Below are 13,657 nucleotides of genomic sequence, written 5' to 3' on the forward strand. Positions count from 1 at the left end.
GAAATATCCACGCATTGATGTCTCCTCCATGTTGCGTTGGTTCGTTGTCGTACCGGGTTTTTCCCGGCTTTATCTGACCCAGGGTCCGCGGGTTTTTCCGATCCGCATGGCCAGGGTCTTGATCTCAAGAAATTCTTCCAGCCCATAAGAGCCGATCTCGCGGCCCTGTCCCGATTGCTTCATCCCACCAAACGTCATTTCCGGGAAGCCGTCCATCCATGTGTTGGTCCAGATCGTACCGGCCTGCGCACGGCGGGCGAAGTCGAGGCAGGTATGGATGCTGTCGCTCCAGACCCCCGCCGACAGGCCGTAGGTGGCGTCATTGACGATGGCCAGCGCCTCATCCAGCGTGCGGAAGGTCAGCACCGACAGCACCGGTCCGAAGACTTCGTCGCGGGCAATCGGCATGTCCGGGGTGACACTTGCCACCACTGTGGGCTGGTAGAATTGCCCGTCCAGGCCCGGCACGGTCAGTACGCCGCCGCCCAGGCAGATTTTCGCCCCGGCGGCCTCGGCCTCACGCACATAGCCGTCGATCTTGGCATTGTGTTCGGGCGTGACGATGGCGCCGACCTGGGTCTGGGGATCCATCGGATCGCCAAAGGCCACCCGCCGCGACAGGGCCACGACCTTGTCGATGAACGCCCCGGCAATGTCTTCGTGCACAAGGATCCGGCTGCTGGAATTGCAGCATTCGCCCGCGTTGAAATAGACCCCGAAGGTCACCGCATCGGCGGCCCCGTCCAGATCCGCGTCAGGAAAGATCACCTGCGGGTTCTTGCCGCCCAGTTCCAGCGCGACCTTCTTCAGGGTTCCGGCGGCGGTGGCCGAGATCGTCTTGCCGACGGCGGTGGAGCCGGTGAAGGTCACCATGTCCACCTCGGGATGATCGGACAACCGCGCGCCCACGGGCAGACCGTGGCCCAGCACGATGTTGACGACCCCGGCGGGCATTCCGGCCTCGACCAGCAATTCGCCCATGCGCACGGTGGTGGTGGGCGTCATCTCGGACGGTTTGATCACGCAGGTGCAGCCCGCAGCCAGCGCGAAGGGCAGTTTCTGGCTGAGGATCCAGAACGGGAAATTCCACGGGGTGATGATCGACACCACACCGATGGGTTCCTTCAGGATCACGCCCAGCATGTCCTCGCCCAACGTGTTGTGGCTGTCGCCCTTCAAGGTGCGCGCCAGCGACGCCGCATAGCGCCACAGATCCGCCGCGCCGCCCACCTCGCCGCGTGACTGGCTGATGGGCTTGCCGCTTTCCAGCGTTTCCCAGACCGAGATTTCGTCGACATTGGCCTCGATCAGATCGGCCACGCGCAGCAGCATCGCCGCGCGTTCCTTGCCCGAGATCCGGCTCCAGACCCCCGCATCGAAAGCCGCGCGGGCCGCGGCGACGGCGGCATCGGTTTCGGCTTCGCCCCCTTGGGCCGAGCGGCTGACCAATATGCCATGCGCGGGCGAATGACGGTCGAAGGTGGCCCCGTCGGCACTGTCGACCCAGTCGCCCCCGATCAGGTGGCGCCCCGTGAAAGGTTGGGCCGGAAGCGGCGCGCCGGTGGCCGCGATGATGTTCAGATCGGTCATGCTCAGGTCCCTGAAAACTGGGGTTTGCGGCGTTCGGCAAAGGCGGCGACGCCTTCGGCGCGATCCTCGGTGGCAGCGATGGCGGCCGAGCCGAGCGCCTCGATCATGGCGGCGGGATCTTCACCCCGTGCGGCGTGGATCATCGACTTGGTGATTTCGACCGCCCGAGGCGACAAGCGTGCGACGCGGTCGGCCAGGGTCGCCGCCAGACCGCGAAGATCCTCGCTCACCTCGGCGACAAAGCCGATCTGGCAGGCCCGTTCCGCGCTGATCCGGCGGCCAAACAGCGCCATTTCCTTCAGCACGGGTTCGGGGATCAGGCGGGCCAGCCGTTGGGTGCCGGACCACCCCGGCACGATCCCGACCCCGGCTTCGGGCAGGGCCAGCGTCGCTTGCGGCGCCATGAGGCGCAGGTCGCAGGCAGCAGCCAGTTCCAACCCGCCGCCGAAGGCGTGGCCGTTCAGAACCGCGATGGTGGGCTTGGACAATTGCGCCAGTCGCCCCAGCACCCGGTGGCCATCGCGCACCCAGTGGCGGGCGAATTCCGCCGGATCCAGCCCACCCCAGGCCGCAATGTCGGCCCCGGTGCAGAAGGCCTTGTCGCCCTGGGCGGTGACCAGCACGCAGGCAAGGTCGCGATTGCGTTCGACGGTGTCGATATGGGCCGAGAGTTGCGCGATCATCTGGTGATCCAGCGCATTCATCTTGGCCGGGTTGTCGAGGCGGATTTCGGCAACACGGCCCGCGACGTCAAGGTGAACCCGGCTCATGCCGCCCCCGGAGACGCGATGGTGACGGTCTGCCCGGTTTCGGCGGCCTCGCGCACCGCCAGCGCGATGGTCAGAGAGTGCACCCCGTCCCAGCCGGTCGCGGCAGGCGTGCCCTGGCCCCTGGTCGCTTCGACAAAGCGGCGCACGCCGTATTCGTAAAGGTTGTGATCCGGGAAGGGCACGGCGTCGCGCCCCGCCCCGGTGACCAGTTCGACAGAACCGATGGGGCGTTGGGTCATCACATCGCGGGCGAAGATAGAGCCTTCGGTGCCGTGTACCTCGATCCCGGTGCCGGCGAACGGATGGGTGAAGCTTTCATGCGACATCACCATGGCGCCCGAGGGCAGCGCCCAGACCGACATGGCAGAATCCTCGACCCCCTGCCCCATGCCGCTGGCGGCCATCATGGCCGTCACGCGGACGGGATCCTCGCCCGTCAGAAAGCGCACCACATCGGCATCATGCACGGTGATGTCCGGGATCACCCCGCCGCCACTGCCGGCTGCATTGATGCGCCAGGTTTGCAGGTTGCCCGGAAGCTCTACCGCGTGATGGATCCGCAGCGACAAGACCCGCCCGATGCGGCCAGCCTTGATGACATCGCGGATTGCCTGATGACTGCCAGCGCAGCGCAGGTGGTGGTTGGTTGCAAACACCACGCCGGCGGCCTCGGCGGCCAGAACCATTTCGCGGGCGTCTTGCGGGGTCATGGCAAGGGGCTTTTCGCACAGTACATGCTTGCCCGCCCGGATCGCGGCCATGGCCTGCGCAAAGTGCTTTTCGTTGGTGGATGAAATATAGACCGCCGCAACCTCGGGATCGGCCAACGCCTGATCCAGATCCGTTCCGGCGAATGGAATGCCGTGGTGCTTGGCATAGGTTGCGGCATGATCCGCCGATCCGCTGATCACGTGACGGATCTTTCCGCCGCCAACGGCCCGGATCGCATCGATCATGTATTGCGCCGCAATTGTGCTTGCGCCGACCAGCGTCCAATTCATGCCATCCCCCCGGTGATCGCTAACAATCTTTGTCGATCTCTTATTGGATCGTTCCAAATGCGTAGAGCAGGCTGATCGGACCTGTCAACAGTTTTTCCGGAACCTCCCTTGGGCCAACCAGCAACGCTGCCGGATGCACAGGTTTTGCCAGCGTAGGGCAAAGCTGAAATGCTGACCCCAACCGCAAGACACGCCGCCCGGAGGACCCTCATGGACAAGCTCTCGGTCATGCAAGCCTATTGCCGCATTGTCGAACGCGGCAGCATTTCCCGTGCCGCCGAGGATCTGGGCGTGTCCCCCGCCCTGCTGAGCCGGGAACTCAAGCTGCTGGAGGAAAGCCTGGGCTGTACGCTGCTGACCCGCTCCACCCGGCGCATGGCGCTGACCGATCCGGGGCGGGACTACTATCAGGATGCACAAGAGATCCTGCAGGCCGTGACCCGCGCCGAGGATCGTCTCCGCACCCGGTCCGGCGTCGTGCGGGGGCATCTCAGGATCAATGCGCCGGGGTCATTCGGGCAGATGGTGCTGGCCCCGATCCTGCCTGCGTTTCTGGACCGGCACCCGGATCTGCAGGTCACCCTGTCGCTGGACGATCAGGTCGTGGACATGATCGAAGGCGGCTTCGACCTGTCGATCCGGGTGCGTGCGACCCTGCCCGACAGCGGCCTGCGGGCACGGCGGATCGGCGAGGTGCATCAACGGATCTATGCCGCACGCTCCTATCTGGAGCGGCGCGGCACCCCGGATACACCCGATGATCTTGCCGGTCATGACACCATCGGCTTCCTGCTGGCCGATCACACCTCGACCTGGCACCTGCACGGGCCACAGGGCGCACGCCCGGTCGAGACCACCCCACGGCTGAAGGTGGGCAGCAGCCTTGTCCTGCGCGATCTTCTGGTGGCGGGCATGGGCATCGGCACCCTGCCCGATTTCATCGCCGACCCCGCCGAACAGCAAGGCGCGCTGGTGCGGGTCCTGCCGGCGCACGAACTCCCCATGCGGCACATCTATGCGGTGACCAACGCGCAGGCCGGCGGCGAGGCCAAGGTGGCTGCCTTCCTTGACCACCTGCGCGCCACCCTGTCGGGCTGACATTCTTCACGCGGGCTGAAAAGTCATTTGCGGCAGGCCGTCTCAATCCGACGGCCCATCAAGGCCATCTTCGCGGGCATCACAACACCCGAAAGAGGCCCCAGATGACCCGCATTCTTGTTCTCTACTATTCCAGCTACGGCCATGTGCGCACCCTGGCGTGGGCCGAGGCCGATGGCGCCCGGTCGGTTCCCGGCTGTCACGTCGACCTGCGCCGCATCCCCGAAACCATGCCCGAAGCGGCCCGACGCGCCGCCGGGTTCGTCGCGGATGACACGCCCGAAGCCAGCCCCGCCGATCTGGCCCGCTATGACGCCATCATCTTCGGCACCCCCACGCGTTTTGGAATGATGGCGGGACAGATGAAGCAGTTTCTGGATCAGGCCGGTGGCCTCTGGGCGCGCAATGCGCTGGAAGGCAAGGTCGGGGCTGTGTTCGCCTCGACCGGCTCGCAGCACGGCGGCCATGAGGCGACCCTGCTGTCCACGCAGATCCCGCTGATGCATTTCGGCATGGTGATCGTCGGTCTGCCCTACAGCTTTGCCGGTCAGACCAACAGCACGGGCATCATCGGCGGTGCGCCCTACGGCGCGGGCACCATTGCCGGGGCCGATGGCAGCCTGCACCCGACGCAAACCGATCTGGATGGTGCACGCTATCAGGGGGCGCATGTGGCGCGGATCGCCAGCAAACTGACCGTCGCCGCAGCCCCGGCGCAAGTGGCTTGAGCCCCGTCATGCGTCGATTTCTTCGAAAGCTCCGCCCTTGGGCACGGCAGCGGATCCTGCCCGCCACGCCCCACACCCTGAACCCGCACGAGATGCGCGATATCGGCCTGCCGCCCCGGCCACCCGATCCGCGCCTTGGATCCTACCTTCGCTATTGACCCAAACGAGGCTCCCATGTCCCGCACCTCCGACCTGATGCTCACCGCCCTTGCTCCGGCCATCTGGGGCAGCACCTATATCGTCACCACCGAGGCCCTGCCGCAGGGCTACCCGCTGACCCTTGCCATGGCGCGCGCTTTGCCGGCCGGGCTGCTGTTGCTGGCGCTGACGCGCTGCCTGCCCCCACGCGACTGGCTTGGCCGGACATTGCTGCTGGGCGCGCTGAATTTCGCGGTGTTCTGGACGCTGCTGTTCGTGACCGCGCACCGCCTTCCCGGCGGGGTGGCGGCAACACTGGGCGCGACGCAGACCTTGATGGTCATCGCCCTGTCCCGCGGGCTGCTGGGCACCCCGGTGCGGCCACTGGCCGTTGGGGCGGCGATGGCCGGGATACTCGGCGTCGCACTTCTGGTGCTGGGTCCAAAGGCCACGCTGGATCCGCTGGGCATTGCCGCCGGACTGGGCGGGGCCGCGTCGATGGCGGTGGGCACGGTGCTCAGCCGCAAATGGCAGCCGCCGGTTTCGGCGCTCAGCTTCACGGCCTGGCAATTGACGGCAGGGGGCGTTCTGCTGTTGCCGGTGGCGTTGCTGTTTGAACCGGCGCTGCCCCGCTTGTCAGCGCCAGCCTGGGCCGGGTTGCTGTGGCTGGGCCTGATCGGGGCCGCGTTCAGCTATTGGCTGTGGTTTCGCGGGATTGCGCGGCTTGACCCCGGCACCGCATCAATCCTGGGCATGATGAGCCCGCTGACCGCGGTACTGCTGGGCTGGGTCGTGCTGGGTCAGGCGTTGAGCAGCATGCAGATGACCGGCGCGGCAATTGTGCTGATCGCTGTCTGGGTCGGGCAAGCCGCCAACAGAAAAAGACCCGAAACGCGAAAGCAGGCGGTGTCGCGGCGGGTTCGGTGGATTGGCGGTATCGAGGGAAAAGAAGCGGCGACCCCCGGGAGGAGGATAGGGGCCGCCGCAGATTTTCCGCAGCCCAGGGAGGAGGAGGAGCTGCCGGAAACTTTCAGGATCACTGCGATCCGTTGAGTAGGAACCTAGTCGTCTCGCTGCAGTGCGGCAACAAACTAATATGCAAGCCCGTCATGCTTTCGGTGCATGGCTGACCTTCCGTCACCGCCGGCCCACGAACGGCCATTCGGTGACGGTGCCGTCATGCAGACAGGACATCTCCGCGATACCGGCCCGCCCGATCCAGATAGATCGCCGACAGGGCGGCCCCAGCGGCGATCCGGCCAAGCCCCTTGGCGTCGCGCAGAACGGCGGCAGGCATAGATGTGGCCATGGCGTAGGCTCGGGCAGGCGCGATGCCCACCTTGTCGATCAGCACCGACAAGGCGGTGGGAAAATCCAGATCCGCACCGGCCAGCGTGCCATCTTCCAGCGTCAGGCGCCCGTCGCGGCGCAGCACACGACGGCCGTTGAGGTGAAACTCGGTGATGTCCGAGCCGACGGTGGACATGGCATCGGTCACCAGGAAAACACTGCCCGGCGCCTGCTTGGCCGACAGCGCCACTGCCATGCTTGAGGGATGCACATGGATGCCATCCGCGATCAGCCCCGCCGAAACCTGCGGCGTCGACAGGGTTGCGCCCACCAGACCGGGTTCGCGATTGCCCAGCTGGCTCATGGCGTTGAACAGGTGGGTGACGCAACTGGCCCCGGCGGCAAAGGCGGCTTCGGCCTGATCCCGGCTGCAATCGGTGTGGCCCAGCGACACGATCACCCCGGCCCCGGTCAGCCGGGCGATCTGGTCGGGGGTCACGTTTTCGCAGGCGACGGTGACCATCACGTTGGGCAGGCGCCGGGCGGCATCGCACAGGAAGGCCGCGTCATCCTCTTCCATCGGGCGGATCAGAGCCGGATCATGCGCGCCCTTGCGGGCGATGGACAGATGCGGACCTTCCAGATGGATGCCGACGACGCCCGCCACGCCACGGGCGATGGCGGTTTCCACGGCATCGACCGCCGCGCGGGTGCGCGCGGGCGTGTCGGTGATCAGCGTCGGCAGCAACGCGCGCGTACCGGTGGTGGCATGGGCGGCGGCAATGGCGGCCACGCCCTCGGCGGTGGTGTCGTCGTTGAACATGACCCCGCCGCCGCCGTTCACCTGAAGGTCGATAAACCCCGACAGCAGCGTGCCGCCATCCAGTTCGGTGATCGCGGCGCCTGCGGGGATGGCATCGGGTGCAACAATTCCCTGCACCCGGTCGCCATCCAGAACCAGCGCCCGATCGCTGTGCAGCTTGGTTCCGTCAAAGATCCCTGCACCCAGGTAGGCATGTGTGCTCATACTGTTTCCGTCACTTTCTTGAGGTGGCGCGGCTCGTCCGGGTTGACCCCGCGCGACACCGCCACTTGTTCGACCAGCGCGTAGAACGACGAGATCAGCGAAATCGGGTCGGTCAGCGGATGCGCCGTGGCCGCCACCGGCAGACGCGAAGCCCGGCGTACCTTGTCCGAGGTGGCAAAGACCATCGCGCCCTTGTCCGCGATCTGGTCGGCCACGTCCACCAGCGCCTGTTCGGCCTGATCGGCGGCGGCCAGGGCGATCACCGGGAAGCCCTGATCGACGATCGAGACCGGCCCGTGCAGCACCTCGGCCGAGGAATAGGATTCGGCGTGCAACTGGCAGGTTTCCTTGAATTTCAGCGCCGCCTCGTTGGACATCGCCAGCGTGGTGCCTCGGCCCAGGCAGAACAACGAGGATTGCGAGGCGATCTGCTCGCCAAGCGCGCTCCAATCCAGGATCACCGCCTTTTCCAGTGCTTGCGGCAGCTTGTGAATGGCGGCCAGCAACGCCGCGTCGCGCTGCCATTCGGCCAGCAGCCACAGGGCCGAGACCACCGAGGTCACGAAAGTCTTGGTCGCCGCCACGCTCAGCTCGGCGCCGGCCTGCAAGTTCAGCGTGTGGTTGCTGACATTGGCCAGATCGCTGTCGGCATGGTTGGTCATGGCGAATGTCAGCGCCCCGGCCTCGCCCGCCATTTCAGCCATGCGCACGATGTCGGGGCTTTTTCCCGACTGGGACACCGCCAGACAGGCCGCGCCTTGCAGCTTGAGCTTCTTTTCATAGATCGATGCAATCGACGGCCCGACCGAAGCCACGGGCACACCGGCGGTCAGCTCGGCGGCGTATTTGAAAAAGGTCGCCGCGTGATCCGAGGATCCGCGCGCCACCGAGATCAGATAAGCCGGGTCGCGCTCTTCCAGCATCCGGGCGGCGGCCTGCATGTTGGTCTGCTCACGGGACAGCAGGGTTTCGACGACCGATGGGATTTCCAGGATCTCGCGTTGCATATGAGTCTGGGACGTCATGGCTATTCCTTTGAGAGTCTGAGTTCGGCAACGAAGTTGTAGGCGTCGCCGCGATAGAGGGATTGGGTGAACTCGGCCACGCGCCCGTTTTCCAGGTACGAGGTCCGGTCGATCATCAGGCCGGCATCGCCGACCTGCACCGCCAGAAGCTCGGCATCCTTGGCCGACAGGTTGATGGCGGAAATCTTCTGCAGCGCACGGACCGGACGGAACCCGTCACGCTCCAGCACTTCGTAAAGAGAGGTCTCGACAGACAGCGGATTGGGCAGGATGTCCGTGGGCAGCGAAGCCCGTTCGATCGCCATCGGCTCGCCATCGGCCATGCGCAGACGCACGATCCGCGCCACCGAATCTTCGGACGACAGGCCCAGCGAGGTGATCTCGTCCGGCGAGGGCATGAAGAAGCCGCGCTCCAGGAAGCGTGAGGTCGAGGTCTTGCCGCGCCGGGTCATGTCCTCGGAAAACGAGGTCAGCCGCGACAGGTTCTGCTCGATCCGTTCGGGTTTTGACGCCACGAAGGAGCCCGAGCCCTGCTTCTGGATGATGGTGCCTTCGTCGGCCAGCATCTGGAACGCCTTGCGGACGGTGACCCGCGACATCTGGGTGATCGCGGCGATCTCGCGCTCGGCGGGCAGCGGGCTGCCGGGCTGCAGGATCCCGCGCGACACGCCATCGTTCAGGCGCTGCCACAACTGCATGTAGCGGGGTCCGGCACCAAGATGGAACCAGCCTTCGGGATCAAGGAATTCTGCCACGGTCATGCCACTGTCTCCAGAAGTTTACGGGCCAGCGTCATGGCCCCATCCAATGCCGTGCCCTGGGGCTGACAGATCCGCACCTGGTAGCGGGGCGCAAGATAGGGCGCGTAGTGCGGCCCCAGCCCGCCGATCAGGCACAGGACATCGGTGTCATTCAGTGCAAGTGCGTCCAGCGCCGCGTTCAGATAGGCGGCCCCGTCTTCCATCAGCCGTCGGCCCACCGCATCGCCATCCTTGGCGGCCTGCACGATCTGCGGCGCGAAACCGGCGTATTGCGATGGGTCAGCGGTGGCCGAATAGGTTGCCAGCCGATGGATCTTTTCGTCGAAGCGGGCGAAGACCGCGCGCGTCAGGTCCGAAGGCGCGGCCAGCCCGTCACAGGCCAGCAGCGTCTGGCTCAAGAGTTCCCGCCCCAGCCAGGCGCCCGAGGCCTGATCGCCGGCCTTGAAGCCATAGCCGCCCAGAAACCGCACCGAACCTCCGCGTCGGCCCGCCGCGAAAGAGCCGGTACCGATGGCCAGAAGCGCGCCATCCCGGTCGCCCAGCCCGCCCAGGGCCGAGGTCAGCCGATCATCGGAGACCGAGCAGCGCGCGAAGGGCAGTTGCGCCGCCAGTGCCTGCGAATCGTCTTCGCACATGATCCCGGCCAATCCCACATGCGCCACGGTACGTTCCAGCGGCAGCGCGTCGGATCCGGCCAAGGACAGCGCCTCGTCCACCGCTTTTTGCAGGTTTTCGGCGGCTTGTATGGGATTGGTTGTATAGTTGGCAGGGCCGCCTGCGGCCCGCGCCAGAATCACGCCGTCCGAGCGCCCGATCACGGCCCGGCATCCGGTTCCGCCGCCATCCACGGCACATATTTGGTATTCTGTTCGGCTGCTCATAAGATACCTTTACCATACCTATACAGCCAATCCAACAGAAATTCCGGCCATTTCAGGCCAAAACAAGCGGCCCCGGGTATCGCTGGCGGTTTTGGAAATAATTGGTAGACAAAAGGTATTGTTTAGGTATTGTTGTGGCACTTGAAGGAGGAATCAGCTTGCGCACCACGCCGCCCACCGCATCCGGCACAATGCCCCTCGACGCCCTGTCGCGGGGCGACGCCTTGTCGGCCATGCTGGCCTCTCAACAGGCAGCGGTGGCTGCGGTTGCCCATGCGAAACCTGCCATCGACATCGCGGCGGTACATCTGGCCGGGGCCCTGTCGGGCGGACATCGGGTGTTCTGGGCCGCGGCGGGAAGCTCGGGCCTGATGGCACTTGCCGATGCCAGCGAGATGCCCGGCACCTTCGGGGTTGCACAGGATCAAATCCGCATCTGCATGGCCGGCGGGGTGCCTGCCGACGGCGCCATGCCCGGCGACACGGAAGATGGCACCGCCGATGCGCTTGCCGCCGTCGCCACCATGCAGCCCGGCGACCTGGCCATCGTGGTCAGCGCCAGCGGCACCACCCCTTTTGCCATCGCCTTTGCCGAAGCCGCGCTGAAGCGCGGCCAGACAGTCGTGGCCATCGCCAATGTGCCCGGCTCGCGGCTATTGACCCTGGCCGATGTGGCCATCGCGCTGCCGACAGGTCCGGAAATCATCGAAGGCTCGACCCGTCTTGGCGCCGGCACCGCACAGAAAGTGGCGCTGAACATGATGTCGACGCAGGCCGGCGTCCTGATGGGCCATGTGCATGACGGGCTGATGGTCAACCTGATCCCCGACAACATCAAGCTGCGCAAGCGCGCGGCCACCATTGTCAGCCGCATCACCGGCGTCTCGCCCGAGGCGGCACAAGAGGCCCTGAAGGCCTGCGACTGGAACACCAAATGCGCCGTTCTGGTGGCGTCGGGCCATGATCCCGACACCGCCCGCCGGATGCTGGCCGACGCAGGCGGACGACTTCGCGCTTGCTTGACCGCGGCCGCACAGACACCCTGAACCTTATCGAACGACCAACCCAAGGGAGAGAGACATGAAACTCAACACACTGAAAGGCGCGCTGCTTGTCACCACGCTGCTGGGCGGCACTGCCGCCATGGCGCAGGATGCCGAGCTGATCATCGAAAGCTGGCGCAACGACGACCTGACCATCTGGCAGGACAAGATCATCCCGGCGTTCGAAGCCGAGCATCCCGGCATCAAGCTGAAGTTCACCCCCTCGGCCCCGGCGGAATACAACGCCGTTCTGAACTCCAAACTGGACGCGGGCTCGGCCGGCGACATCATCACCTGCCGCCCCTTCGACGCCTCGCTGGCGCTGTATGACGCGGGCCACCTGGCCAATCTGAGCGACCTTGACGGCATGGCCAACTTCTCGGACGTGGCCAAGTCGGGCTGGTCCACCGATGACGGCAGCGCCACCTACTGCGTGCCGATGGCCTCGGTGATCCACGGCTTCATCTACAACAAGGATGCCTTTGCCGAGCTTGGCCTGGAAGTTCCCACCACCGAAGCCGAATTCTTCGCAGTGCTGGACGCGATCAAGGAAGACGGCGGTTATACCCCGATGGCGATGGGCACCAATGACCAGTGGGAAGCCGCCACCATGGGCTACAACAACATCGGTCCGAACTACTGGAAGGGCGAAGAAGGCCGCAACGCGCTGATCGCGGGCGAACAATCGCTCACCGACGAAGGCTGGATCGCACCGTTCCGCCAACTGGCCAAATGGGGCGACTACCTGGGTTACGGCTATGAGGCGCAGACCTATCCCGACAGCCAGAACATCTTCACCCTGGGCCGCGCCGCCATCTATCCGGCCGGATCGTGGGAAATCTCGGGCTTCAACGCGCAGGCCGATTTCGAAATGGGCGCCTTCAACCCGCCGGTCCCGAATGCGGGCGACACCTGCTATATCTCGGATCACACCGACATCGGCATCGGCATGAACGCCGCCTCCGAGAATCCCGAAGCGGCCCGCACCTTCCTGAACTGGGTGGCCTCGTCGGAGTTCTCGAACATCTTCGCCAACGCGCTACCGGGCTTCTTCCCGCTGTCCAACGCGCCGGTCGAACTGGACGATCCGCTCGCGCAGGAGTTCATCTCGTGGCGCGACAAGTGCGAAAGCTCGATCCGGTCGACCTACCAGATCCTGTCGCGCGGCACGCCGAACCTGGAAAACGAGACCTGGAACGCCTCGGTCGCCGTGATCAAGGGCGAAGAAAGCCCCGAAGACGCGGCCCAGCGTCTGCAGAACGGCCTCGCCAGCTGGTACGCCCCGCAGCAATAAGCGCGGCCTGACCTGCCCCGGGCGCATCTCTCCGCCCGGGGACCCCCTCCCCCCCCGACATTTCGAAGGAGACATCCGATGGCAACGCCGTCCAAACCCCGAGTCAGGTGGCACATTGCGGTTTTCCTGGCGCCTGCTGTCCTTGTCTACACGGCGGTCATGATCTACCCGCTGTTCAACACCCTGCGCCTGTCCCTGTTTTCCGAAGTCGAACAACAGCGGGTCTGGGTCGGGTTGCAGAACTTCCGTACCCTCTTTGGCGATGCGATCTGGTCCGATCAGTTCTGGAACGCGCTTGGCAACAACGCCTGGTTCTTCCTGATCCACATGCTGGTGCAGAACCCGATCGGCGTCGCCCTTGCGGCGATCCTGTCCTCGCCCCGGCTGCGGTTCTCGGCCTTCTACCGGTCGGCGATCTTCATCCCGACCATCCTGTCCTTCGTGATCGTCGGCTTCGCCTGGAAACTGATCCTGTCGCCGATCTGGGGCATCGCACCTGAAATGCTCAACGCCATCGGCCTGAAGTTCCTCTACCAGCCGTGGCTGGGCAAGGAAGAATACGCCCTGACCACCCTGAGCCTTGTTTCGGTCTGGCAGTACGTCGGGATCCCGATGATGCTGATCTACGCAGCCCTGCTGTCGATCCCCGACGAGATCCTTGAAGCGGGCGAATGCGACGGCATCACCGGCTTGCAGGCCTTCTTCAAGATCAAGCTGCCGCTCATCCTGCCCTCCATCGGGATCATCTCGATCCTGACCTTTGTCGCCAACTTCAACGCTTTCGACCTGATCTATGCCGCCCAGGGCGCGCTGGCCGGGCCGGATTTCTCGACCGACATCCTGGGCACCTTCATGTACCGCACCTTCTTCGGGTTCCAGCTTCAGCTTGGCGATCCGCACATGGGATCGACCATCGCCTCGGCCATGTTCGGCATCATCCTGGTGGGCGTGTGCATCTACCTGTTCGGTATCCAGCGCCGTTTGCGCAGCTACCAGTTCTGAGGAGCGGAC

The 13,657-nt window shown here is 65.2% G+C and carries 13 protein-coding genes; 6 read left to right on the plus strand and 7 right to left on the minus strand.

All coding sequences use genetic code 11. The features are described from left to right. Nucleotides 1-69 precede the first annotated feature (69 nt). From H8B03_RS16450 to H8B03_RS16460, 3 genes are read right to left on the minus strand one after another with little or no spacing between them, the layout of a single operon-like run. The gene (locus H8B03_RS16450; protein WP_193142983.1) at nt 70-1,590 is read right to left on the minus strand and encodes an aldehyde dehydrogenase family protein; all 1,521 of its coding nucleotides are present in this window, start codon (nt 1,588-1,590) and stop codon (nt 70-72) included. 2 nt (nt 1,591-1,592) lie between these two features. Continuing rightward, on the minus strand, nt 1,593-2,360 hold the full coding sequence (locus tag H8B03_RS16455; protein ID WP_193142984.1) for an enoyl-CoA hydratase/isomerase family protein: 768 nt from the start codon (nt 2,358-2,360) through the stop codon (nt 1,593-1,595). Next, entirely contained in the window at nt 2,357-3,361 is a 1,005-nt protein-coding gene (locus tag H8B03_RS16460) for a Gfo/Idh/MocA family protein (RefSeq protein ID WP_193142985.1), read from the minus strand. The genes H8B03_RS16455 and H8B03_RS16460 overlap by 4 nt, the downstream gene beginning before the upstream one ends. A gap of 210 nt (nt 3,362-3,571) precedes the next feature. Here H8B03_RS16460 and H8B03_RS16465 point away from each other — a divergent pair, with 210 nt between their 5' ends. The 3 genes from H8B03_RS16465 to H8B03_RS16475 all read left to right on the plus strand — a co-directional run bounded on the left by H8B03_RS16465 (nt 3,572) and on the right by H8B03_RS16475 (nt 6,378). Next, complete coding sequence (locus H8B03_RS16465) at nt 3,572-4,459, plus strand: LysR family transcriptional regulator (protein WP_193142986.1); 888 nt, start codon at nt 3,572-3,574, stop codon at nt 4,457-4,459. Nucleotides 4,460-4,563: 104 nt separating this feature from the next. Further along, nucleotides 4,564-5,187, plus strand: coding sequence for an NAD(P)H:quinone oxidoreductase (wrbA, locus tag H8B03_RS16470; protein WP_193142987.1), 624 nt, complete (start codon nt 4,564-4,566; stop codon nt 5,185-5,187). Nucleotides 5,188-5,361: 174 nt separating this feature from the next. After that, complete coding sequence (locus tag H8B03_RS16475; protein WP_193142988.1) at nt 5,362-6,378, plus strand: EamA family transporter; 1,017 nt, start codon at nt 5,362-5,364, stop codon at nt 6,376-6,378. Between the two features lie 124 nt (nt 6,379-6,502). Here H8B03_RS16475 and nagA read toward each other — a convergent pair whose 3' ends face one another. The 4 genes from nagA to H8B03_RS16495 are packed head-to-tail and all read right to left on the minus strand — an operon-like array spanning nt 6,503 to nt 10,309. Next, on the minus strand, nt 6,503-7,642 hold the full coding sequence (gene nagA, locus H8B03_RS16480; protein WP_193142989.1) for an N-acetylglucosamine-6-phosphate deacetylase: 1,140 nt from the start codon (nt 7,640-7,642) through the stop codon (nt 6,503-6,505). Next, nucleotides 7,639-8,667 carry an SIS domain-containing protein gene (locus H8B03_RS16485; RefSeq protein ID WP_193142990.1) on the minus strand — a complete coding sequence of 343 codons (1,029 nt, stop codon included), beginning with the start codon at nt 8,665-8,667 and terminating at the stop codon, nt 7,639-7,641. Before H8B03_RS16485 ends, nagA begins: the two co-directional genes overlap by 4 nt. A 2-nt stretch (nt 8,668-8,669) precedes the next feature. Then, entirely contained in the window at nt 8,670-9,428 is a 759-nt protein-coding gene (locus tag H8B03_RS16490) for a GntR family transcriptional regulator (RefSeq protein WP_193142991.1), read from the minus strand. Next, nucleotides 9,425-10,309, minus strand: a complete 885-nt coding sequence (locus H8B03_RS16495) for a BadF/BadG/BcrA/BcrD ATPase family protein (protein WP_193142992.1) — start codon at nt 10,307-10,309, stop codon at nt 9,425-9,427. Before H8B03_RS16495 ends, H8B03_RS16490 begins: the two co-directional genes overlap by 4 nt. A gap of 158 nt (nt 10,310-10,467) precedes the next feature. Between H8B03_RS16495 and H8B03_RS16500 the strand changes: the two genes are divergently transcribed. From H8B03_RS16500 to H8B03_RS16510, 3 genes are all read left to right on the plus strand, one after another. Continuing rightward, on the plus strand, nt 10,468-11,355 hold the full coding sequence (locus tag H8B03_RS16500) for an N-acetylmuramic acid 6-phosphate etherase (RefSeq protein WP_226926030.1): 888 nt from the start codon (nt 10,468-10,470) through the stop codon (nt 11,353-11,355). Nucleotides 11,356-11,389: 34 nt separating this feature from the next. Beyond that, on the plus strand, nt 11,390-12,646 hold the full coding sequence (locus H8B03_RS16505) for an ABC transporter substrate-binding protein (RefSeq protein ID WP_193142993.1): 1,257 nt from the start codon (nt 11,390-11,392) through the stop codon (nt 12,644-12,646). Nucleotides 12,647-12,724: 78 nt separating this feature from the next. Beyond that, nucleotides 12,725-13,648 (plus strand): carbohydrate ABC transporter permease, encoded by a 924-nt coding sequence (locus H8B03_RS16510; protein ID WP_193142994.1) that lies wholly within the window; start codon nt 12,725-12,727, stop codon nt 13,646-13,648. Nucleotides 13,649-13,657 lie beyond the last annotated feature (9 nt).

It is taken from the genome of Meridianimarinicoccus sp. MJW13 (genome assembly GCF_014901205.1).
Taxonomy (GTDB): Bacteria; Pseudomonadota; Alphaproteobacteria; order Rhodobacterales; family Rhodobacteraceae; genus Meridianimarinicoccus.